A 20,937-nucleotide genomic window follows, 5' to 3' on the forward strand; every position below is an offset into this window, starting at 1 on the left:
GGGAGCGGGCGCGCGGCGGCAGTTCCTCACGCCCCTGGGGCGCCCCGCGCTGGGGCTGCGGCCCGGAGGCTGGGTCGCTGTACGGCTGCGCGGACATCGCGCCGGTCTGCTCATAAGCGGCTTCAGGACGACGCGGCGACTGCGCCGCACCCCAATCGGATTCGCCGGTTTGGGGAGGAGAACCTGGGGGCACAGAACGGGATGAGTTGGAGCGACGGCGCCTTCCCGGGCGGGCCGTCCCCTCATTCATGCTGTTACTCACACGTCCTCGCATCGTCGTCGGATAAAAACGGCGTATGGGCGTGAGGTGACTCGCCGCCCTCGGTGTTCACGGTTGGCCGACGAGGTCTGGCGGTCCGTTGCCGAGGACGAACGAGACCGTCAGGTGGTTCCAGGAACAACCTTGGCAGACCTCGACGACGTACACCCGGAACTCATCGTAATCATGGGCCATTTCGACAAGCTCTGACGTGGCCTTTGCCTGACCGGCATGCCGTCCCAGCGAATCGCCGAAGACATAGGTCACGTTGGTGACGTTCTCCCTCTCGCACACCGGGCAGAGACGTTCGGTCGGCTCGCCGAACACGCGGGCCGCGCGAAGGAGGTACGGCTGTGCGTCACAGAGGTCTCCGCGCGAGGCACGGCCCACCTCCAGGGAACGGACCGCTGCCCGCTTGGCGAGGCCGTAGTCCACCACCCTCCGCTGTGACCACATGAGCGCCAGACTACGGCGTTTTACCGAATCATCCCAACGGCTTGGCAAATCCTTTGATTGCGGCCTTATAGCGAATCGACGTATCCTCTGGATGTATCGACTCGATACATCGGCGCGAGAGGGGGCGGTTCCAGTGGCCAGCGGACAAGGCAGAGTTCTGGAGCTAGCCGTGCTCGGGTCGCTGCACGAACAGCCGCTACACGGCTATGAGCTGCGCAAACGGCTCAACGCCCTGTTGGGCATGTTCCGTGCGTTCTCCTATGGATCGCTGTACCCCTGTCTGCGATCACTACTGGCCCAGGGCCTCATCGTGGAGGAGCAGCCCGCTCCCGCCACGATCGTCGGCGGCCGGTCGAAGATCGTCTACAAGCTCACCGCGGAGGGCAAGGAACGCCTCCAGGAGCTGCTGACCCAGGCCGGCCCGTCAGCCTGGGAGGACGAGAGCTTCGGTGTGCACTTCGCCTTCTTCAGGCACACGGAGGCCGAGGTGCGCCTGCGCATCCTCGAAGGCCGCCGCAGCCGTCTGGAGGAGCGCCTCGACAGCGTGCGCACGGCGCTGGCCCGTACCAGGGAGCGGCTCGACAGCTACACGCTGGAGCTGCAGCGCCATGGGCTCGAGTCGGTCGAACGCGAGGTGCGTTGGCTGAACGAGCTGATCGCCACGGAGCGGCGGGCCTCGGAAGGGCCCGAGAGAGATACCACGTCAACTGATGAGTAAGGGAGCGAGTGCGATGGGTTCGGTTCGCGTGGCCATTGTCGGTGTCGGCAACTGCGCGTCTTCGCTGGTCCAGGGTGTCCACTTCTACAAGGACGCGGACCCGGCCGCACGAGTGCCGGGCCTGATGCACGTGAAGTTCGGTGATTACCACGTAGGCGACGTCGAGTTCGTGGCCGCCTTCGACGTGGACGCCAAGAAGGTCGGCCGCGACCTGTCCGAGGCGATCGTCGCCAGCGAGAACAACACCATCAAGATCACCGATGTGCCCCCGACGGGCGTGACCGTGATGCGCGGTCACACCTTCGACGGTCTGGGCGAGTTCTACAGCGAGATCATCGAGGAGTCCGACGAGGCCCCCGTCGACGTGGTCAAGGTGCTGCGCGAGAACCAGGTCGACGTGCTGGTGTCGTACCTGCCGGTGGGCTCGGAGGAGGCCGACCGCTTCTACGCGCAGTGCGCCATCGACGCCAAGGTGGCGTTCGTCAACGCGCTGCCGGTCTTCATCGCCTCCGACCCCGAGTGGGCCGAGAAGTTCACCGAGGCCGGCGTGCCGATCGTGGGCGACGACATCAAGTCGCAGGTCGGCGCCACCATCACGCACCGCGTGCTGGCCAAGCTGTTCGAGGACCGCGGTGTCGAGCTGCTGCGCACGTACCAGCTCAACTTCGGCGGCAACATGGACTTTATGAACATGCTGGAGCGCAGCCGCCTCCAGTCGAAGAAGATCTCCAAGACGCAGTCGGTCACCTCGCAGATCCCGCACGAGATGGGCAAGGCCGACGTGCACATCGGCCCGTCGGACCACGTGCCGTGGCTCGACGACCGCAAGTGGGCGTACGTGCGCCTGGAGGGCCGCTCGTTCGGCGACACCCCGCTGAACCTGGAGTACAAGCTGGAGGTCTGGGACTCCCCCAACTCGGCCGGCATCATCATCGACGCCGTGCGCGCGGCCAAGATCGCTCTTGACCGGGGCATCGGCGGCCCGATCCTGTCGGCGTCGTCGTACTTCATGAAGTCGCCGCCGGAGCAGTACTCCGACGACGAGGCCCGCGAGTACGTCGAGAAGTTCATCAGGGGCGAGGTCGAGCGCTGACCTGTGGGCCCCTCGCGGCCGCGGCTTCAGCCGCGCGCGGCGGGGGGCAGTTCGTCGTCGGAGGCGGGAGACCAGGTCAGCGGGTCGGCGCCCAGCTCGCTGAGCAGCGGCACCTGTTCCCTGCACCACGGTGAGATCGCCAGCAGGCCGCTGCGCACGCCTTCGGCGAACTCCTTCCACGGCATCCAGCGCACCTCGCCCACCTCGTCGGGGTTGGGCGCCACGGGGGCGTCGACCGTGACGCGGTAGACCGGGCACAGCTCGTGCTCGACGATGCCGTTGCCCATGACGGCGCGGTAGGAGAAGCCGGGCAGCATGAGATCGGCGCCGCCGGCGTGCAGGCCCAGCTCGTAGGAGAGCCTGCGGATGACCGCCCGGCCGAGCGCCTCGCCCGGCAGCGGGTGGCCGCAGCAGCTGTTGGTCCAGACGCCGGGCCAGGTGAGCTTGTGGCCGGCCCGCCTGGTGAGCAGCACGCGGCCTTCGGGGTCGAAGACGTAGCTGGAGAAGGCTAGATGGAGCGGGGTCTCCCGGCCGTGCACCGACGTCTTGGGCGCGGTGCCGAGCGCGTGCCCCTCGCGGTCGACCAGCACAACGTGTTCCTCAGTGGTCACGCTTTGAAGCGTACGAGATCGTCATGCGCGTTCGTAACCCGCCCGGCCGCCTCCGGCGCATCCTATGCCGCGGTGCGCCGGGCTAGGCTGACGGGGTGTCATTCGTCGCCGATCTCCGCGTCGTCCTCCAAGGCCGTGACTTCCGACGGCTGTTCGGCACGCGGCTGGTCTCCCAGTTCTCCGACGGGATCTTCCAGTTCGGCGTCACGAACTTCGCCTTCTTCAGCCCCGAGAAGCAGACCACGGCCCTGGCGGTGGCCGCCGGCCTGGCCGTGCTGTTCCTGCCGTACAGCGTGCTCGGGCCGTTCGTCGGGGTGTTCATCGACCGGTGGTCGCGGCGGCAGATCCTGGTCATAGCGCCGTTCGTGCGCGGTGGGCTGCTGCTGGTCGCGGCGGCGCTGGTCGCCTCCGACGCGCCCGACCCCGTCTTCTACGCGGCCGCGCTCGGCGTGCTCGGGGTCAACCGGTTCTTCCTGGCCGCGCTCGGCGCCTCGCTGCCGCACGTGGTGCCGTCCGACCGGCTGATGGCGGCCAACGCGGTGACGCCGACCTGCGGCACCGTGGTCACGTTCGTCGGCGCGGGCGTCGGGTTCCTGCTGCGCGAGGTGTTCGGCGACAGCGACCGGGGAATCGGGCTGCTGCTGGTCGTGTCCGGCGTGATGTTCGGGCTGAGCGCCCTGGTCGCCCGCACGATGGACCGCGCGCTGCTCGGCCCGTCCTTCGACCCCGACCAGCCCCAGGCCCGCGAGGCCCTGCGCAACGTGGTCGTGGGCCTGGTCGACGGCGCCCGGCACCTGGCCCGCCACCGCGAGGCGGCGGCGACCATGGGCGCGATGGCCGCCCACCGCTTCCTGTACGGCATGGCCACCGCCCTCGGCATCATCCTCTACCGCTACTACTTCACCGACGGCGACCCCGACGCCGCCCTGCGCGGGATCGGCCTGGTGGTGGCCGCCTCCGGCTTCGGCTACTTCCTCGCGGTGATCATCACCCCGTACGCGACCGAGCGGTTCGGCGTCGGCCCCTGGGTGGTCATCGCGCTGTCCTGCGCCGGCGTGCTGGCGGGCGCGCTCGTCCTGCCGTTCCAGACGTGGGGGCTGCCGGTGGCCGGCTTCGTGCTGGGCGTGGCCGGGCAGAGCGTCAAGATCTGCGCCGACACGACCGTCCAGCGCGACGTCGAGGACGCCTATCTCGGCCGCGCCTTCTCCCTCTACGACATGCTCTTCAACGGCATGTACGTGCTGGCCGCCGCGCTGTCGGCCGCGATCCTGCCGCCCAACGGCAAGTCGTACCCGGCCGTCGTGATCATCACGGTCGGCTACCCCCTCGCGGCGCTGGCCTACCGGATGGTCACGACGTCGTCGTCACGCTCCCAGGCCGTTTGACCTAGCCCAGTCGAGCAGCGCCTGGGTGGCCGCCTCCTTGCCGAGCACGCCCTTGTCCAGCCTGAGGTCGAGCAGGAACTTGTACGCCCGCCCCACCACGGGCCCGGGGCCCACGCCGAGCACGGCCTGGATCTCGTTGCCGTCGAGCTCGGGCCGGATCTTGGCCAGCTCCTCCTCCTCGGCGAGCCGGGCGATGCGCTCTTCGAGCTGGTCGTAGGTGCGCGACAGCGCCGCCGCCTTGCGCTTGTTGCGGGTGGTGCAGTCGGCCCTGGTCAGCTTGTGCAGGCGGCTGAGCAGGTGGCCGGCGTCGCGCACGTAGCGGCGCACGGCGCTGTCGGTCCACTCCCCCGTGCCGTAGCCGTGGAAGCGCAGGTGGAGCTCGACCAGGTGGGAGACGTCGGCCACGACGTCCTTGGGGAACCTCAGCTCGGCCATGCGCTTCTTGGTCATCTGCGCGCCGACGACCTCGTGGTGGTGGAACGACACCCGCCCGCCGGCCTCGTGGCGCCGGGTCTTGGGCTTGCCGATGTCGTGCATGATCGAGGCCCAGCGCAGGATCCGGTCGGGCTTGCCGTCCTCCTCCTGGGCGATGGCCTGGTCGAGGACGGTCAGCGTGTGCTCGTAGACGTCTTTGTGCCGGTGGTGCTCGTCGATCTCCAGGCGCAGCTTGGGCAGCTCGGGCAGCACGTGCGCGGCCAGGCCCGTCTCCACCAGCAGGCGCAGGCCCTCGCGCGGGTTGGCGCCGCAGATCAGCTTGTCGAGCTCGTCGCGGATGCGCTCGGCCGAGACGATCTCGATGCGCTCGGCCATCGCGGTCATCGCCGCCAGGGCGGCCCGGTCGACGCCGAAGCCGAGCTGGGAGGCGAAGCGGGCGGCCCTGAGCATGCGCAGCGGGTCGTCGGCGAACGAGCGCTCGGGGGTGCCGGGCGTGCGCAGCCGCTTGGCGCGCAGGTCGTCGAGGCCGCCGTAGGGGTCGACGAACTCGTGGCCGGGCAGGCGCACCGCCATCGCGTTGACCGCGAAGTCGCGCCGCTCCAGGTCGGCCTCCAGCGTCTCGCCGTAGGCGACCTCGGGCTTGCGCGACTTGGGGTCGTAGGACTCGCTCCGGTACGTGGTGATCTCGATCAGCCAGTTGCCCTTGCGCAGGCCGACGGTGCCGAAGTCGATGCCGATCGTCCACACGGAGTCGGCCCAGTCCCTGACGACGTCGAGCACCCTGTGCGGGTTGGCGTCGGTGGTCAGGTCGAGGTCGTTGCCGACGCGGCCCAGCAGGATGTCGCGCACGGGGCCGCCGACGAGGGCCAGTTCGTGGCCGTGGTCGGCGAACAGGCGGCCGAGCTCGTCGGCCACCGGTGCGATCTTGCGGAACAGGTCGTGCATCGCCCGCTGCTGGCTTTCGGTCATTGTTGAGTCGGACAAACCCTGTCGGTCCTTCGATTCCGGAACATATCCCCCGAGCCACATCAGGTCCGGGTTACCTTCGGTCTGGGGACCGTCGGGGGCCATGGAACAGGGCGAGACGGAGGAGGACTTCATGAAGGACGCCCTCGCGATCCACCGCTGGCTCCTCGCACACCAGGTCCATCATGAGATCGTACGCCTTCCGCGCCCCATGACTTGCGCGGAGGAACTGCCGGAGACGGTCTCCGCGGAGCCCGGGCGGTGCGTCGTGGTCACCGTGTTCGACGTCGCCACCCGGATCGGCAGCGAGGTCGTCGTCGCCGTCGTCGCCACCGCGGCGAACCCGCCCCAGCCCGGCGTCGTCGGGGGCCTGCTGGGCGCCCGCCAGGTGCGGCCGGCGCCGGCCTTCCTGGTCAACTCGGCCACCGACTACACCGACGGGCTCGTCTGCCCGCTGCTGCTGCCGGAGACGCTGCCGGTGCTCATCGACGACCGGCTCGTCGCCGACGACCTGGCGGTCTTCACCGCCACCGGCGAACGGCACACCGCGCTCTGTCTTCGTGCGCTCGACCTGCTGAATCTCCTCACCGGCAAGACGGTCGACCTGCGTACGCCCCGACCACGGGGAACACGCGAGGCGGTCGCGCCGCGGCACTGAACCCGTACCATTGCGGGCGTGCGCCGTCGTACCCCAGCTCTGGCATGCGTGTGATCCGTAAGGTCGCGCTGCTCGCCGTGATGTCCGTCGCGTCGCTCGCCCCCATGGTGGCGGCGGCGCCGAACTCTGCTGCCACGGTGGAGGCGGCGCGGGAGACGCTCGCGGTCTCCATCACGTCGATCACGCCACAGGTGACGAGCAGCCCGACCGACGAGATCAAGTTCACCGGCACGGTCCGCAACGACACCGGGACCGCGCTCGGCCCGCTCCGCGTACGCCTGCGCTACACGAGCGAGCGCTTCTACGACCGCGCCTCCATGGCGGCGTACCAGAGCGACCAGAACAACGCCACGCTGCCCGGAAACGTCTCGCGCACCTCGGCCATGGACATCCCGGCCCTGGCCGTCGGCGGCCAGGCCACCTGGACGTTCACGGCGACCCCGATCCAGCTCGGCTACCAGGCGTTCGGCGTCTACCGGATCGCCGTCGACGTCTCCCAGAACGAAGTGCCGATCACGGCGCAGCGCACGTTCCTCACCTATGCCCCGCCCACCACGCCGAAGCTGCCGCGCAACAAGCTGGCCGTCGCCCTGCCCGTCATCGACCAGCCCCACCGGGGCTCCGACGAGACGCTGTTCGTCGACGACAAGCTGAGCCAGTCGCTCAGCGGCAAGGGCCGCCTGGCCGACCTGGCCCGCATCGCGCAGACGGCGCCGAAGAGCGTCACCTGGTTCGTCGAGCCGTCGCTGCTCGACGACCTGAAGGCGATGACCAAGGGCTACCACGTCAAGACCAAGAACGGCACAGAAGGCAAACCGGCCAACGACACCGCCGGCACCTGGCTGTCCACCATGAGCACGGCGCTGGCCTCCTCCCCCGTCGTCGCCACCCCCTACGGCGACCCCGACGTGACGGCCCTGGCCCATCAGGGGCTCGACGCGCAGCCGGGCCGGGCGATCGAGCTCGGCGGCCAGACCGCCAGGGCGCTGCTCAACCGCAACGCGCAGACCTCGATCAACTGGCCGCCCGCGGGCGTGCTCGACGCCGACGCGCTCGACCTGCTCTCGGTCAGCCCCGGCAAGGTCACCACCGTCCTGCTCAACTCCACCAACCTGCCGCCGCAGCCGCCCGTCGCCCACACGCCCGACGCCGTCGCCACCCTCGACAGCGTCGCCGGCCCGGTCAAGGCGCTGGTCGCCGACGCCGAGCTGAGCCGGCTGTTCGAGCCGACCGCGCCCACGACGGTCCTGCTCAGCACGCAGCGCTTCATCGCCGAGACCGCGATGATCGCCGCCGAGGCCGGGCAGGTCGAGCCGCGGTCGCTGGTCGTCGCGCCGTCGCGCCGCTGGGATCCCAACCCCGCGCTGGTCACCAGCCTGCTGCAGACCGCGAACAAGCTGCCATGGCTGTCGATGACCAAGCTCGAATCGATCAAGCCGAGCAAGGCGGCCACGCCGCGGGCCGGGCTCACCTACACCGATCAGGACCGCAAGGAGGAGCTGAGCGCCAAGTACCTGGCCCCCGTCAAGGAGGTCGCCACGCAGGCGCAGCTCACCGCCTCGGTCACCGGGACAAAGGCGCCCTCGGCCTTCGACGCCGCGGTGCTCAGGCTGACCTCGTCGGCCTGGCGCAACAACACCCGCGCCGGCCGGGTGGTGACCAAGCTCGTCGGCGCGGCCGTGGACGAGCGCATCGACAAGATCCAGATCACCGACGCGCCGCGCACGCTGGCCGGCAGCAACGGCGTGGTCCCCATCAGCGTGAAGAACTCGCTGGACAAGCCCGTCACCCTGTACATCGACGTCAAGTCCAACGACCTGAAGCGGCTGCAGATCATCTCTCCGCCACCGCCGATCGAGCCGCTGCTGATCGGCGGCAACCAGAGCGGCACGCTGCAGGTGACGATGAACGCCAGCACCAGCGGCGACGCCACCGTCACCGTGCAGCTGCGCACCATCGACGGCCTGCCCTACGGCAAGCCGGAGCGACTGACCATCCGCACCACCGGCTACACCGGCATCGCCCTGGTCATCGTGGGCGCCGCGCTGACGGTGATGCTCGCCGCCGTCGTGACGCGGATCCTGCGCCGCCGGTCCGAGCGACGGCTCGCGCGAGCGGGCAAATCCCGGGAGAGTGAGACCGTATGAGCCGCATGCTGCGGGCCAGCGCCATCATGGCGGCGGGCACGATGGTGTCCAGGGTCACCGGGTTCGCCCGCACGATGGTGCTGGCCTACGCCATCGGCACCGCGGCGCTGGGCGACTCCTACAACGCGGCCTACGCGATCCCGTACAGCATCCTCGACCTGCTGCTGCTGGGCGTGCTGAGCAGCGTGGTGGTGCCGATGATCGTCCGGGCGCAGCAGCACGACGCCGACGGCGGCCGGGCCTACGAGCAGCGCCTGCTGACGCTGGCCACCGCCGTGCTGGTCGTGGTGGCCGTGCTCGCCGTGCTGGGCGCGCCGCTGCTCATCGACCTCTACACCGACTGGGACCGCGGCAGCATCAAGTTCGAGACCGGGGTCATGCTGGCCCGGTTCATCCTGCCGCAGCTCGCCTTCTTCGGCATCGGCGCGGTCGCGGGCGCCATCCTGAACACCCGCGACCGCTACGGCGCCCCCATGTGGGCCCCCGTGCTCAACAACCTGGTCGTCATCTGCGTGTTCGTGGCCTACGCCGTGGTCGGCAGCGGGTCCGACATCGAGGCGGTCACCACCGGCGACCTCGCGCTGCTCGGCCTCGGCACCACGGCGGGCATCGTCGCCCAGGCGGTGGTGCTGATCGTCGCGCTCAAGCGGGTGGGGTTCTCGTTCGTGCCGCGCTTCGACGTGCGCAACGCCCGGCTGGGCGAGATGGGCCGGGCCGGGGTCTGGACCATCGGCTACGTGGTGGTCACCCAGCTCGGGTTCATGCTGACGACCAACCTGGCCAGCTCGGCGGGCAACGAGGTGGCCGGCCACGGCATCAGCCCGTACACGCTGGCGTTCCAGCTCTTCCAGCTTCCGTACGGGATCATCGGCGTGTCGGTGATCACGGCGATGCTGCCCCGGATGAGCCGGGCGGTGGGCGAGGGCCGGCTCGACGACGTGCGCAGCGAGTTCGGGTCGAGCGTGCGGCTCATCTGCTCGCTCATGGTGCCGGTCTCGCTGCTGCTGATGGTGCTCGGCCCGGCGGTCACCGTGCCGATCTACGGCCACGGCGCCAACAGCGTCGCCGACGCCGTCTACATCGGGAACGTGTTGCAGGTCTACGGCCTGGCGCTGGTGCCGTTCGCGGTGTTCCAGCTCCTGCTGCGGGTGTTCTACAGCTTCGGCGACACCCGTACGCCGGTGTTCGTGGGGGCCGGCACGACCGCGGTCAACGCGCTGCTCATGGTGATCTTCTTCGTGCTGCTGCCGGCCCGCTACGCGGTGATGGGCCTGGCGCTGGCCTACGCCGTCGCGTACGGGCTGGGCGCGGTCCTGGCCTGGACGCTGGCCAGCCGCCGGGTCCAGGGCCTGGGCGGCTGGACCATCGGCACGGCGCTGACCAGGATGTACCTGGCGTCGCTGCCCACCGCCGTGCTGGGGCTGCTGACGGTCTGGGTGGTCACTCAGCTGTTCGGTGGTCTGGGTTTCGTCAACTCGCTGATAGTCCTGGCCGTGGGTGGTGGGCTGGGACTGTTGCTCTATCTCGCCGTCGCCCACAGGATGCGCATAGCGGAGGTCAACTCACTCGTTGGTATGGTCGCCAGACGCGTAGGTCGGTAGTAATTGGGAAATCCGGCATATGGACGGACTTGACCACGACGGCTGACGAGTTTCCCGTTGGCAAAGAACGCGGGCGGAATCGACTCGGCACTACCATGGTGCCCGACACGCGCGAATGGAAGCAGGAGGGGCGTGGGCGGATCCACCCGGCATAGCGTGCCTACGTGGGACACCACCACGCAGGTGAGTCGAGTCATGAGCACGCCCGATCGGCCTAGCGGAGAGAGCCTGTGAGCACGTCGGCCGTGGAACCCGGCACCCGACTGGCCGAGCGCTTCCGGCTGGAGGACCGCGTCAGCGAGTCCGACGGCGCGACCCTGTGGAAGGCGATCGACGAGATCCTCGCCCGCCCGGTGGCGGTGCACACGTTCGGCCCCGACTTCCCGCGCGTGCACGAGGTCGTCACCGCCGCCCGTGCCGCGAGCCGGCTCACCGACCCGCGCCTGACGCAGGTGTTCGACGCCGCCGAGGACGACAAGCACTCCTACGTGGTCAGCGAGTGGGTCACCGGCGAGTCGCTGACCGACCTGCTCGCCGCCGGCCCGCTGGAGCCCGAGCGCGCGGCCGGTCTGGTGGCCGAGGCCGCCGAGGCGCTGGCGCACGCCCACGAGGCCAAGCTCTACCACCTGTGCCTGCGCCCGTCCCACCTGATCTGGACGACGGGCAACACGGTCAAGGTGCTCGGCGTGGCCGTCGACGCCGCGCTGTCCGGGCTGACCACCGACCAGCCCGCCCTCGACGACGCCGAGGGCCTGGGCAGGCTGCTGTACGCCGGCCTGACCGGCCACTGGCCCGGCGACGAGGAGGAGGGCGGCCTGCCCGCCGCTCCCATGATCGACGGGCACTTCTGCTCGCCGCGGCAGGTCACCGCCGGCGTCCCGAACTACCTGGACACCGTCACCGTCCGCGCCTGCCTTCCCGAGTCGCGCAAGGGCCAGGGCGCGCTGGCGAGCCCGTCCGAGGTCGCCGAGGCGCTGGCCGACGTGGCCCGGCCCATGCCGATCGCCATCTCCTACCCCTCGACGCCGGCGGTCGCCTCCGCCTCGCACACCGAGGGCCTCGACATCGCCCACCGGCAGCAGCGCACCATGCCGCCGCCGCCTCCCGTGCCGCGCCGGCCGCCCAATCAGGGCGGCGGCAGCGTGCTCAACCGGGTGCTGATGACGCTGGTGGTGCTGCTGGTCATCGCCGCCGTGGGCGTCGGCGCCTGGACGATCGGCCGCAGCCTCGGCAGCCCCGCCACCCCGGAGGCGTCGGTCAGCCCGACCACCGGCAAGTCCTCCGCCTCGGCCTCGGCCCAGGCCGTCAAGCCCGACAAGGCCAAGGGCTTCGACCCGCTCGGCGACGACGGCGACGAGAAGTCCGACATCGCCGAGCTGGCCATCGACGGCAAGCCCGGCACGGCCTGGACGACCCAGAGCTACGGCAGCGCCGAGCTGGGCAACCTCAAGAAGGGCGTCGGCCTGCTGCTCGACATGGGCAAGTCCATGCAGATCAGCGACGTGGTGGCCACGCTGGCCAAGGCCGACGGCGCGAGCGTCGAGCTGAAGGTCGGCGACTCCCCCGACCTCGGCTCGCTCAAGACCGTGGCGACCCAGAAGAGCGCCTCGGGCAAGACCACCCTGACTCCCGGGGACCCGGCAAGCGGTCGGTACGTTTTGATCTGGTTTACGCGCGTTCCGGCGGATGCAGGCCAGTTTCGTGGCACCATCTATGAAGTAGTGGTGCATTCTCCCGGATCGGCATAAATCAGGAATCTCTCTTGTGAACTCCCCACCCGAGACACCCTCACCAGCGGAGCGGCCGGCGATCACAGACGCCGAGCTGCTCACCGCGCACATCAACGGGGATCCACACGCGTTCAGCGAGATCGTCAAAAGGCACCGTGACCGCATGTGGGCGGTGGCGCTGCGTACTCTCGGTGACCCTGACGAGGCGGCGGACGCCGTTCAGGACGCGTTCGTCTCCGCATATCGCAAGGCCTCCTCGTTCCGAGGCGAGGCGGCCGTCACCACCTGGCTCCACCGCATCGTCGTCAACGCCTGCCTCGACCGGATGCGGCGCAAGTCCGTCCGTCCGGTGGCCGACGACGAACTGATCGAGGCCGCCGAGCGGGACAGCCCGCTCCCCGACCAGACCGTCGAGCGCGAGGTCTCGATGGAGGTTTCGGCCGCTCTGAAACTGCTGCCCGCCGACCAGCGGGCGGCTCTCGTGCTCGTGGACATGATGGGCTATTCGGTCGAAGACGCAGCTCAGGTGCTACAGGTGCCGAGCGGCACCGTGAAGAGCAGATGCGCACGGGGGCGCGCGAAACTTGCCCCAATTCTTTCGCATCTGCGGAACCGTTCGGACCTCAACCGCGTCTCATCCGCGAAGGGAGCAGAACTTCGTGACGGGTGATACGCACTACGATCTTGAGGTCCTCGCCGAGCTGGCAGAGGATCTCTTGGACGCCGCGACGGCACGCCGGGTCCGCGAGCATCTCGCGGTCTGCGACCCCTGTGGGGAGCTGCTGGCAGACCTGGCGGCGGTTCGCGAGGTGCTCGCGGCGACCCCAACACCGGCCATGCCGATGGGCGTCGCAATGCGCATCGACAAGGCGCTGGCCGCCGAGGCGGAGTCCCGCCGCGGGGGTGTCGGCCTCGTGGAGGCACCGGACTGGGACAGGCTCATGCGGGACTCCCCGTGGGAGCAGCCGGCGGCGGAGACGCCCGAGCCGGTACGTCTCGGGGTGGTCTCCGACGACGGCACGATCGTCCCGGCCCGGACCCGGTCCGCACGGCGGCGCAGGTGGGCGATGCCCGCCGTGGCGGCGTCGGCGGCGGCCGCGGTGGTGGTCGGCACGCTGGCGGTCTCGGGCGGGTTGCTGGCCGGCGGGAGCGGACCGGGCGGTTCGTCCGGGCCCACGGTGGCGCAGCCGGTGACGCCGTCCAAGCCCCACCAGCGGGCCAAGGCCTACGCGCTGACCGACAGCAACTACAACTACAGCGACCGGGAGCTGCGCCAGCCGCTGCTCGGGTACTTCGGCGCCGCTCCGGCCCTCGAAGGCCCCACGGACACCGCCAGGGTCGACCGATGCGTCGGCAAGGTGGCCGCCCGTTCGAAGCTGAAGACGTTCGCGGTCGACCAGGGCCAGTACAACGGTCAGGAGGCGCTGATCGTGGCCTCCTGGAAGGACCAGGCCGCCAAGAAGCTGCGCATCGACATCGTCGACCCGTTCAACTGCAAGAACCTGCGCAAGCCCACATTGGGCCGCTGGTAATCGAAAGCCCACGTCAGAGCCCGCTTCGGCGGGCTCTTTCGTTTCGCGGGCAAGGCCGGGAATCAGCGCGGCCTAGGATCTGTTGAGCCCGAAGCAAACAGCAGACGAGGAAGGCGTGGGAGCGTTGAGCGACGTTCGTAACGTGATCATCATTGGGTCGGGCCCTGCGGGCTACACCGCGGCCGTCTACTCCGCGCGCGCCGAACTCAAGCCGCTGGTCTTCGAGGGCTCCGTGACGGCGGGCGGTGCGCTCATGAACACCACCGACGTGGAGAACTTCCCCGGGTTCCCCGACGGCATCATGGGCCCCGACCTGATGGACAACCTGCGCAAGCAGGCCGAGCGCTTCGGCGCCGAGCTGGTGGCCGACGACGTGGTCGAGGTCGACCTGGAGGCCAACCCCAAGGTCGTCAAGACCCACACCGACACCTACTACGCCAAGTCGGTGATCCTGACCATGGGCTCGGGCTACCGCGAGCTCGGCCTGGAGAACGAGAAGCGCCTGTCCGGCCACGGCGTGTCCTGGTGCGCCACCTGCGACGGCTTCTTCTTCCGCAACAAGGACATCGTGGTCGTGGGCGGCGGCGACACCGCCATGGAGGAGGCGACGTTCCTGACCCGGTTCGGGCGGATGGTGACGGTCGTCCACCGCCGTGGTGAGCTGCGCGCCAGCAAGATCATGCAGGAGCGCGCGTTCGCCAACGAGAAGATCCGGTTCGTCTGGGACTCCGAGGTCGTCGACGTGCTCGGCGACACCAAGGTCGAGGCCGTCAAGCTGCGCAACGTCAAGACCGGCGAGGAGTGCGAGCTGGCCACCGACGCGCTGTTCCTGGCCATCGGTCACGACCCGCGCACCGACCTGGTCAAGGGCCAGGTCGAGCTCGATGAGAACGGGTACATCAAGGTCGCCTCGCCGTCGACCGCCACCAACATCGACGGCGTGTTCGCGGCCGGCGACGTCGTCGACCACACCTACCGCCAGGCCATCACCGCGGCCGGCACCGGCTGTGCCGCCTCGCTCGACTCCGAGCGCTGGCTGGCCAACAACGAGAAGTAAGGAGCGCACCGTGAAGGCAGTTACCGACGCCACGTTCGAGACAGAGGTCCTCAAGAGCGACAAGCCTGTGCTGGTCGACTTCTGGGCCGAGTGGTGCGGCCCGTGCCGTCAGGTCGCGCCCATCCTCCAGGAGATCGCGAACGAGCACGGCGACAAGCTGGAGATCGTCAAGCTGAACATCGACGAGAACCCCGAGGTTCCCCGCCAGTACGGCGTGCTCCAGATCCCCACGCTGAACGTCTACAAGGGGGGCGAGGTCGTGAAGCAGATCATCGGCGCCAAGCCGAAGGCCATGCTGCTGCGCGAGCTCGACGGCATCATCTAGTCGCCCTCATGTGAGAGCCCCCTGCGGCGGTGCCCGCGGGGGGCTTTCGTTTGCCCTTCTTCGGCCCCCAAGAGCCGTCAGACGGGACGAAGGGCGCGCTCCGGGCTCATGGACCCCAGAAGGCGTTCGAGGGCCACCTCGACGTCCTCACGCCACGAGATGGCGCTCTTCAGCTCCAAACGCAAGCGCGGAAACCGCAAATGCGGTCGAACCGTCTTAAAACCCACAGAAAGCAAGTATTCCGCAGGAACTACACAACTAGGCTCTTCCCACTTCAGGTCGCCGAACGCCTCGATGGCTTTCACCCCGCGCCGGGTCAGGTCCTTCGCGACGCCCTGGATCAGCATGCGGCCCAGCCCGCCGCCCGAGAACTCGGGGATGATGTGGGCCGTCATCAGCAGCACCGCGTCGGCGCTCACCGGCGAGGTGGGGAAGGCCAGCGACCGCGGGCTGTAGAGCGGCGGGCTGTAGAGCACGAACCCCGCTGGAACCCCGTCGACGTAGGCGATTTTCCCGCAGCTTCCCCACTCCAGCAGCGTGCCGGAGATCCAGGCCTCCTTCTCCAGGCCGGAGTCGCCGGAGTGGATGGCACGCTCGCCGCTGACGGGATCGAGCTCCCAGAACACGCATCGCCGGCAGCGGCGTGGCAGATCTTCGAGATTGTCCAGGGTTATGTTGACCAGCCGGCGCGACAACTACGGCCCCTATCGTCGACCCAGAAAAGCGCGCGAAAACCGCGTCCGTTGGTGGCATGGTAGCTCAGTGAAGATGCAGCCAGCGGATACCACGACGGTCGAGCCCGGTCACGAAGGACATGTCCGACTGGCGTAATCTGGTATTTCGGTCCGATATGACACCTAGGAGGTGGGCCGTGACGGAAGAGCTTGATCACGGTCAGACACCCGCGACCCAAGGGTCGCGCATCGACGCCTACGTCGACCGGTATGCCGCGCGAGCTACCGGGATGGTCGCCTCCGAGATCCGAGCTCTCTTCGCCGTCGCGTCGAGACCCGAGGTGGTCTCGCTCGCCGGCGGCATGCCGTACGTCACGGCGCTCCCCCTCGACATGGTCGGCGAGCTGGTCTCCGACCTGGTCACCACGCGCGGCACGGTCGCGCTGCAGTACGGTTCCGGCCAGGGTGACCCGCACCTGCGCGAGCAGATCTGCGAGGTCATGCGGCTGGAGGGGATCGAGGCCGGGGCGAACGACGTCGTCGTCACCGTCGGTTCGCAGCAGGCGCTCGACCTGATCACCCGGATCTTCATCGACCCGGGCGACGTCGTGCTCGCCGAAGGCCCCTCGTACGTCGGGGCCCTGGGGACGTTCTCCGCCTACCAGGCCAAAGTGGTCCACATCGCCATGGACGATCAGGGCATCGTGCCCGAATCGCTGGCCCAGACCATCTACGCGCTGGAGACCGCCGGAGCTCCCGTCAAGTTCCTCTACACGATCCCGACCTTCCAGAACCCGGCCGGCGTCACGCTCAACCTGGCCAGGCGGCAGCAGGTGCTCGACATCTGCCAGCGGGCCGGCATCCTCATCATCGAGGACAACCCGTACGGGCTGCTCGGCTTCGACGGCGAGCCCATGCGCGCGCTGCGCGCCGACAACCCCGACGGCGTGGTCTACCTGGGGTCGTTCTCCAAGACGCTCGCCCCCGGCTTCCGCGTCGGCTGGGCGCTCGCGCCGCACGCCATCCGCGACAAGCTGATCCTGGCCATGGAGTCGGCCGTGCTGTCGCACTCGGTGTTCACGCAGCTCGCCGTGGGCCAGTTCCTGGCCACGCAGCCGTGGCGGGAGCAGATCAAGTCCTTCAAGGAGCTCTACCGCGAGCGGCGCGACTCCATGCTGGACTCCCTGGAGGCCCTGATGCCGCCCGAGGTCACCTGGACCCGGCCGGCCGGGGGCTTCTTCGTCTGGGCGACCCTGCCCGAAGGGCTCGACTCCAAGGCGATCCTGCCGCGGGCCGTGGCCGAGCGGGTGGCGTTCGTGCCCGGCACCGGGTTCTTCTCCGACGGCAGCGGCGCCCGGCACATGCGACTGTCCTACTGCTTCCCCGAGCCCGACCGCATCCGCGAGGGCGTCCGGCGCCTGTCCGGGGTGATCGAGCAGGAGATGCAGCTCCGGGACATGTTCGGCACCGGCTCCGGTCCCGAGCGGGCCGGCGTTGACACGCCGGGGCCCGAACTGGCCTAGCTTCCTCGGTACGGCCGGCGCTCCCCGGGGACGGGGACGCCGGCCGTACTCGTGTGCGGGCCTCACCTACACCATTCGCCGCCAGCCGCCGGTACGGTTGGACGCGTACGATCAGCGGAGGAGATGTGATGAGCGATCTGGGCCACGTGCTCGTGCTGGCCGGGGGCCTCTCCTATGAGCGGGAGGTGTCCCTGCGCTCCGGCCGCCGGGTGAGCGAGGTGCTGCGCGCCACGGGCATCGACGTGGAGGCCCGCGACACCGACGCCTCCCTCGTGCCCGCCATCCTCGCCGACCCGCCCGAGGCGGTGTTCGTCACCCTCCACGGCGGCGCGGGCGAAGACGGCGCGATCCGGTCCGTGCTCGAACTCCTCGACGTGCCCTACGTCGGCGCCGGCCCCGACGCCTGCCGCGTGGCCTTCGACAAGCCCACCGCCAAGGCCGTCGTACGCTCGGTCGGCCTGCGCACCCCCGAGTCCGTCACCCTCCCCAGGGAGACCTTCCACGATCTCGGCGCCACCGTCGTGCTCGGCCGCATCATCGACCGGCTCGGCCTCCCCCTGTTCGTCAAGCCCGCCCGCGGCGGCTCGGCGCTCGGCGCATCCATCGTCCGTACGGCCGAAGACCTGCCCGCCGCCATGGTCGGCTGCTTCGCCTACGGCGACACCGCTCTCATCGAGCGGTACGTCGAGGGCGTCGAGGTGTCGGTCTCGGTCGTCGACCTCGGCGAGGGGCCCGTGGCGCTGCCGGCCGTGGAGATCGTCCCCGACGCCGGCGTCTACGACTACGCCGCCCGCTACACCGCCGGGCACACCGAGTTCTTCGCCCCCGCCCGCCTCTCCGCGGCCGCCGCCGAAGCGTGCGCCCGGATGGCCGTGACGGCGCACACGGCGTTGGGGCTGCGGGACATCTCCCGTACCGACCTGATCGTGGACGCGGCCGACGACCCGCACTTCCTTGAGGTGAACGTGGCGCCGGGGATGACGGAGACGTCGCTGCTGCCTATGGCTGTGGAGGCGGCGGGGCGCGACCTCGGCGACCTCTGCCGCACCCTCCTCCAAACCGCCGCCCACCGCCCCCGCCCCTGACCCACTCCCTCTAGCAACAACCTCTTTTTCTCCGCCGCGCCGCGACTGTTTCCTTCGCGGCGCGGCGACTGTTCTCCTTCACGGGCAACTGTTCCTCTTCGCCAGGCGACGCCCCCTTCCCTTCGCCGCGTGGCGGCTGGTCTTCTTCGCGGCGTGGCGGCTAGTGTTCGTCGCCGCGCAGCGGCGGGTCTTCTTCGCCGCGCGGCGGCTAGTGTTCGTCGCCGCGCAGCGGCGGGTTTTCTTCGCCGCGCGGCGGCTAGTGTTCGTCGCCGTGCAGCGGCGGGTCTTCTTTGCCGCGCGGCTACTGCCTTGTTGTCGGGCTGCGGGCGCCGCCTGTTGTCCCGGCGCGACCAGCCCCATGGTCAGTCAGGCGATGATCGCTCTCGTCCCGCGCACGGCGCTGCTTGCTCGCCCTTTGTGCGGCGCCTCCTGTTGCCCGCCGCCCGACAGCTCCCTCTGGCCTCGGGGCACTCACCGCTCGCATCCCGCCGCGCGATGCATCCCGTAAGCCACCGCACGACAGCTCTTTTCGTCCGCCAGGCAACCACCGCTCCTCTCGCCCAAGCGGCTGCGGGCCCTCTCTTCCGCCGGGCGGCGCGTCCCCGTAACCTGCCGCACGACAGCTCTTCGTCCGCCGGACGACCACCGCTCCCCTCCCCCAAGCGGCTGCTGCTCTCTCGTCCCTCGTGCTGCGCCTCCCGTGGTCCGCCGCACGACAGCTCCCCCTGGCCGCCAGGCAACCACCACTCCTGTCCCCCAAGCGGCTGCGGCCCTCTCGTCCGCCGGGCGGCGTATCCCGTAAGCCACCGCACGACAGCTCTTTTCGTCCGCCTAGGGCGGCCGCCACCCCCGTCTCCCAACCGGCAGTTGCTGTCTTGTCCGCCGGGCGGCGCATCCCATAAGCGCCACGCGACAGCTCCCTTGGCTGCCGGACAATCACCGCTCGCATCCCGCCACGCGGCTGCTACCCGCTCGCTTCTCGTGCTCCCCGTCCCGCCGCGCGGCTACTGCTCCCTCGCCCCTTGTACGGCGTCTCCCTCGTCCGCCAGGCAACCGCCACTCTCGTCTCCCACGCGGCTGCTGCTCTCGTCCGCCGAGCGGCGCATCCCGTAATGTGGCCGCACGACAGCTCTCTTAGTCCGCCAGGCAACCACTTCCGGGTGCTTCGCGTGATGCTGCTCCGGTCCCCCGCTCGGCGCCTCACCTTGCCCGCCGCACGGCAGTCCTCTTGGCCCGCCTGGCAACAATCGCTCTCGGCCCTGTACGGCGGCTGCTGCCACTGTCCCTCGTGCGGTGCATCCCCTAACACCACCACCAACGACCCGCGAGGCACCCGCGAGAACTACTCCGGCGCCCCGCCCCTTACTGCCTCCGCCCAGGCGCCTTGCATAGCCTTACGGTGTGCCGATCAATCCCGCCCACCCGAAGAGCTTCGCCAGCGACAACCACGCAGGCGTGCACCCCGACATCCTCAACGCCATGACCGCCGCCAACCCGGGAGACGCCCCCGCCTACGGTGACGACACCTGGACCTCAACCTTCGAGCACAAGATCAAGGAAACGTTCGGCCCCGGAGCGGAAGGCTTCGCCGTACTCAACGGAGCCGGCGCCAACATGGTCGGCCTGGCCCTCATGCTCGGCCGCTACGACGCCATCCTCTGCGCCGACACCGCCCACATCGCCACCCACGAAACGGGCGCCACGGAACGCCTCCTGGGCGTGAAGCTCCGAACCATCCCCACCCCTCAGGGCAAGCTCCACCCGGACGACATCAAGGCCCACCTCCACCTCATCGGCCAGCACCACGAGCCGCAACCGACGGTCGTCTCCATCTCCCAGGTGACCGAGTTGGGCACCTGCTACTCCCCCGCCGAGATCGCCGTCCTGGCCGAAACGGCCCACGCCTCCGGCCTACGCCTTCACGTGGACGGCGCCCGCCTCGCCAACGCCGCCGCCCACCTGGACTGCTCCCTGAAAGCCATCACCACGGACGTAGGCGTCGACGTCTTCAGCTTCGGCGGCACCAAGAACGGCGCCATGGCTGCCGAAGCGGTGGTCGTCCTGGACTCGTCCCTGACAGATGCAGTCCCTTACCTCCGCCGCCAATCGCTGCAGCTCGCCTCCAAGATGCGCTTCGTCTCAGCCCAGCTCTCCGCTCTCCTGACCGACGACCTGTGGCACCGCAACGCCTCCCACGCCAACCAGATGGCACTCCGCCTGGCGAACGGTCTTGCGGACGTCCCCGGCGTCACCCTCGCCCATCCCGTGGAATCCAACGCCGTCTTCGCCACCCTCCCCCACGCCATCTCCGAATCGCTCCTGCAGGACTACCTCTTCCACTACTGGGACGAGCCCGCAGGCACGGTCCGCTGGATGACCGCCTTCGACACCACCGAAGAACACGTGGACGACTTCCTGGCCGCCCTCCACAAGGCAGCCACCTCCTGACCTCCTCCCGCACCGTTTCACGTGAAACACCGCCTCCCGCCACGCCTCTTCAGCCGGAGTCCCGCAGGGGTTTCACGTGAAACACGTGCCCTCGCCCATCCAGGAGCGGATGCGTGGGCGTGGAACAGCGGGGAGCCGACCTATCCGAGGCTCATCCCGAAAGAGGCCGAGGCTAACCAGAGATCACCAGGCGCGACCACAGCCACGCCGCTTCGAAGCGAAGGAAGCCACCGA

General features: G+C 69.5%; 18 protein-coding genes. 14 read left to right on the forward strand and 4 right to left on the reverse strand.

The genetic code is table 11. The features are described from left to right. Positions 1-328: 328 nt before the first annotated feature. Positions 329-715 (reverse strand): DUF5318 family protein, encoded by a 387-nt coding sequence (locus tag ACIBST_RS40100; protein WP_352322948.1) that lies wholly within the window; start codon positions 713-715, stop codon positions 329-331. Positions 716-848: 133 nt separating this feature from the next. Between ACIBST_RS40100 and ACIBST_RS40105 the strand changes: the two genes are divergently transcribed. Further along, positions 849-1,433, forward strand: a complete 585-nt coding sequence (locus ACIBST_RS40105) for a PadR family transcriptional regulator (RefSeq protein WP_352322949.1) — start codon at positions 849-851, stop codon at positions 1,431-1,433. Between the two features lie 13 nt (positions 1,434-1,446). After that, on the forward strand, positions 1,447-2,526 hold the full coding sequence (locus ACIBST_RS40110; protein WP_397178759.1) for an inositol-3-phosphate synthase: 1,080 nt from the start codon (positions 1,447-1,449) through the stop codon (positions 2,524-2,526). 26 nt (positions 2,527-2,552) lie between these two features. Here ACIBST_RS40110 and idi read toward each other — a convergent pair whose 3' ends face one another. Next, positions 2,553-3,137, reverse strand: a complete 585-nt coding sequence (gene idi / locus ACIBST_RS40115) for an isopentenyl-diphosphate Delta-isomerase (protein WP_397178760.1) — start codon at positions 3,135-3,137, stop codon at positions 2,553-2,555. Between the two features lie 95 nt (positions 3,138-3,232). Here idi and ACIBST_RS40120 point away from each other — a divergent pair, with 95 nt between their 5' ends. After that, positions 3,233-4,522: an MFS transporter gene (locus tag ACIBST_RS40120; protein ID WP_397178761.1), complete on the forward strand. Its 1,290-nt coding sequence runs from the start codon at positions 3,233-3,235 to the stop codon at positions 4,520-4,522. Here the strand turns inward: ACIBST_RS40120 and ACIBST_RS40125 are convergent. After that, a complete protein-coding gene (locus ACIBST_RS40125) occupies positions 4,502-5,926 on the reverse strand; it encodes a CCA tRNA nucleotidyltransferase (protein WP_397178762.1) in 1,425 nt (474 codons plus the stop codon). The two genes, ACIBST_RS40120 and ACIBST_RS40125, sit on opposite strands and share 21 nt — an antisense overlap. A gap of 100 nt (positions 5,927-6,026) precedes the next feature. On the opposite strand from ACIBST_RS40125, the gene ACIBST_RS40130 reads away from it, so the two are divergent. From ACIBST_RS40130 to trxA, 8 genes are all read left to right on the forward strand, one after another. Then, the gene (locus ACIBST_RS40130) at positions 6,027-6,581 is read left to right on the forward strand and encodes a YbaK/EbsC family protein (protein WP_397178763.1); all 555 of its coding nucleotides are present in this window, start codon (positions 6,027-6,029) and stop codon (positions 6,579-6,581) included. Positions 6,582-6,625: 44 nt separating this feature from the next. Beyond that, entirely contained in the window at positions 6,626-8,728 is a 2,103-nt protein-coding gene (locus ACIBST_RS40135; RefSeq protein WP_397178764.1) for a DUF6049 family protein, read from the forward strand. Then, entirely contained in the window at positions 8,725-10,329 is a 1,605-nt protein-coding gene (gene murJ / locus ACIBST_RS40140; RefSeq protein WP_397178765.1) for a murein biosynthesis integral membrane protein MurJ, read from the forward strand. The genes ACIBST_RS40135 and murJ overlap by 4 nt, the downstream gene beginning before the upstream one ends. A 230-nt stretch (positions 10,330-10,559) precedes the next feature. Beyond that, positions 10,560-12,077 carry a protein kinase family protein gene (locus ACIBST_RS40145; protein ID WP_397178766.1) on the forward strand — a complete coding sequence of 506 codons (1,518 nt, stop codon included), beginning with the start codon at positions 10,560-10,562 and terminating at the stop codon, positions 12,075-12,077. Positions 12,078-12,093: 16 nt separating this feature from the next. Continuing rightward, positions 12,094-12,729 (forward strand): RNA polymerase sigma factor SigM, encoded by a 636-nt coding sequence (sigM, locus tag ACIBST_RS40150; protein ID WP_397178767.1) that lies wholly within the window; start codon positions 12,094-12,096, stop codon positions 12,727-12,729. Then, on the forward strand, positions 12,719-13,591 hold the full coding sequence (locus ACIBST_RS40155; protein ID WP_397178768.1) for an anti-sigma factor family protein: 873 nt from the start codon (positions 12,719-12,721) through the stop codon (positions 13,589-13,591). Before sigM ends, ACIBST_RS40155 begins: the two co-directional genes overlap by 11 nt. Positions 13,592-13,715: 124 nt before the next feature. Continuing rightward, positions 13,716-14,648 carry a thioredoxin-disulfide reductase gene (trxB, locus tag ACIBST_RS40160; RefSeq protein ID WP_397178769.1) on the forward strand — a complete coding sequence of 311 codons (933 nt, stop codon included), beginning with the start codon at positions 13,716-13,718 and terminating at the stop codon, positions 14,646-14,648. Positions 14,649-14,658: 10 nt separating this feature from the next. Continuing rightward, on the forward strand, positions 14,659-14,973 hold the full coding sequence (gene trxA / locus ACIBST_RS40165; RefSeq protein ID WP_397178770.1) for a thioredoxin: 315 nt from the start codon (positions 14,659-14,661) through the stop codon (positions 14,971-14,973). Positions 14,974-15,050: 77 nt separating this feature from the next. Here trxA and ACIBST_RS40170 read toward each other — a convergent pair whose 3' ends face one another. Next, positions 15,051-15,668, reverse strand: a complete 618-nt coding sequence (locus tag ACIBST_RS40170; RefSeq protein ID WP_364333084.1) for a GNAT family N-acetyltransferase — start codon at positions 15,666-15,668, stop codon at positions 15,051-15,053. A 155-nt stretch (positions 15,669-15,823) separates the two neighbouring features. Here ACIBST_RS40170 and ACIBST_RS40175 point away from each other — a divergent pair, with 155 nt between their 5' ends. The 3 genes from ACIBST_RS40175 (at position 15,824) to ACIBST_RS40185 (ending at position 20,703) form a co-directional block, all read left to right on the forward strand. Beyond that, positions 15,824-17,170: a PLP-dependent aminotransferase family protein gene (locus tag ACIBST_RS40175; RefSeq protein WP_397178812.1), complete on the forward strand. Its 1,347-nt coding sequence runs from the start codon at positions 15,824-15,826 to the stop codon at positions 17,168-17,170. Between the two features lie 128 nt (positions 17,171-17,298). Further along, the gene (locus ACIBST_RS40180) at positions 17,299-18,255 is read left to right on the forward strand and encodes a D-alanine--D-alanine ligase (RefSeq protein ID WP_397178771.1); all 957 of its coding nucleotides are present in this window, start codon (positions 17,299-17,301) and stop codon (positions 18,253-18,255) included. A 1,401-nt stretch (positions 18,256-19,656) separates the two neighbouring features. Continuing rightward, entirely contained in the window at positions 19,657-20,703 is a 1,047-nt protein-coding gene (locus ACIBST_RS40185) for a threonine aldolase family protein (RefSeq protein ID WP_397178772.1), read from the forward strand. Positions 20,704-20,937 lie beyond the last annotated feature (234 nt).

The sequence above is a fragment of the Nonomuraea sp. NPDC049684 genome (assembly GCF_044465345.1).
Classification (GTDB): domain Bacteria; phylum Actinomycetota; class Actinomycetes; order Streptosporangiales; family Streptosporangiaceae; genus Nonomuraea.

What these genes read in the sequence shown, in the direction of transcription:
- ACIBST_RS40100 (WP_352322948.1), bottom strand. Translation starts at nt 715, where the DNA reads ATGTGGTCACAGCGGAGGGTGGTGGACTACGGCCTCGCCAAGCGGGCA.
- ACIBST_RS40125 (WP_397178762.1), bottom strand. Translation starts at nt 5,926, where the DNA reads ATGACCGAAAGCCAGCAGCGGGCGATGCACGACCTGTTCCGCAAGATC.
- murJ (WP_397178765.1), top strand. Translation starts at nt 8,725, where the DNA reads ATGAGCCGCATGCTGCGGGCCAGCGCCATCATGGCGGCGGGCACGATG.
- ACIBST_RS40135 (WP_397178764.1), top strand. Translation starts at nt 6,626, where the DNA reads ATGCGTGTGATCCGTAAGGTCGCGCTGCTCGCCGTGATGTCCGTCGCG.
- ACIBST_RS40110 (WP_397178759.1), top strand. Translation starts at nt 1,447, where the DNA reads ATGGGTTCGGTTCGCGTGGCCATTGTCGGTGTCGGCAACTGCGCGTCT.
- ACIBST_RS40175 (WP_397178812.1), top strand. Translation starts at nt 15,824, where the DNA reads ATGACACCTAGGAGGTGGGCCGTGACGGAAGAGCTTGATCACGGTCAG.
- ACIBST_RS40180 (WP_397178771.1), top strand. Translation starts at nt 17,299, where the DNA reads ATGAGCGATCTGGGCCACGTGCTCGTGCTGGCCGGGGGCCTCTCCTAT.
- ACIBST_RS40130 (WP_397178763.1), top strand. Translation starts at nt 6,027, where the DNA reads ATGGAACAGGGCGAGACGGAGGAGGACTTCATGAAGGACGCCCTCGCG.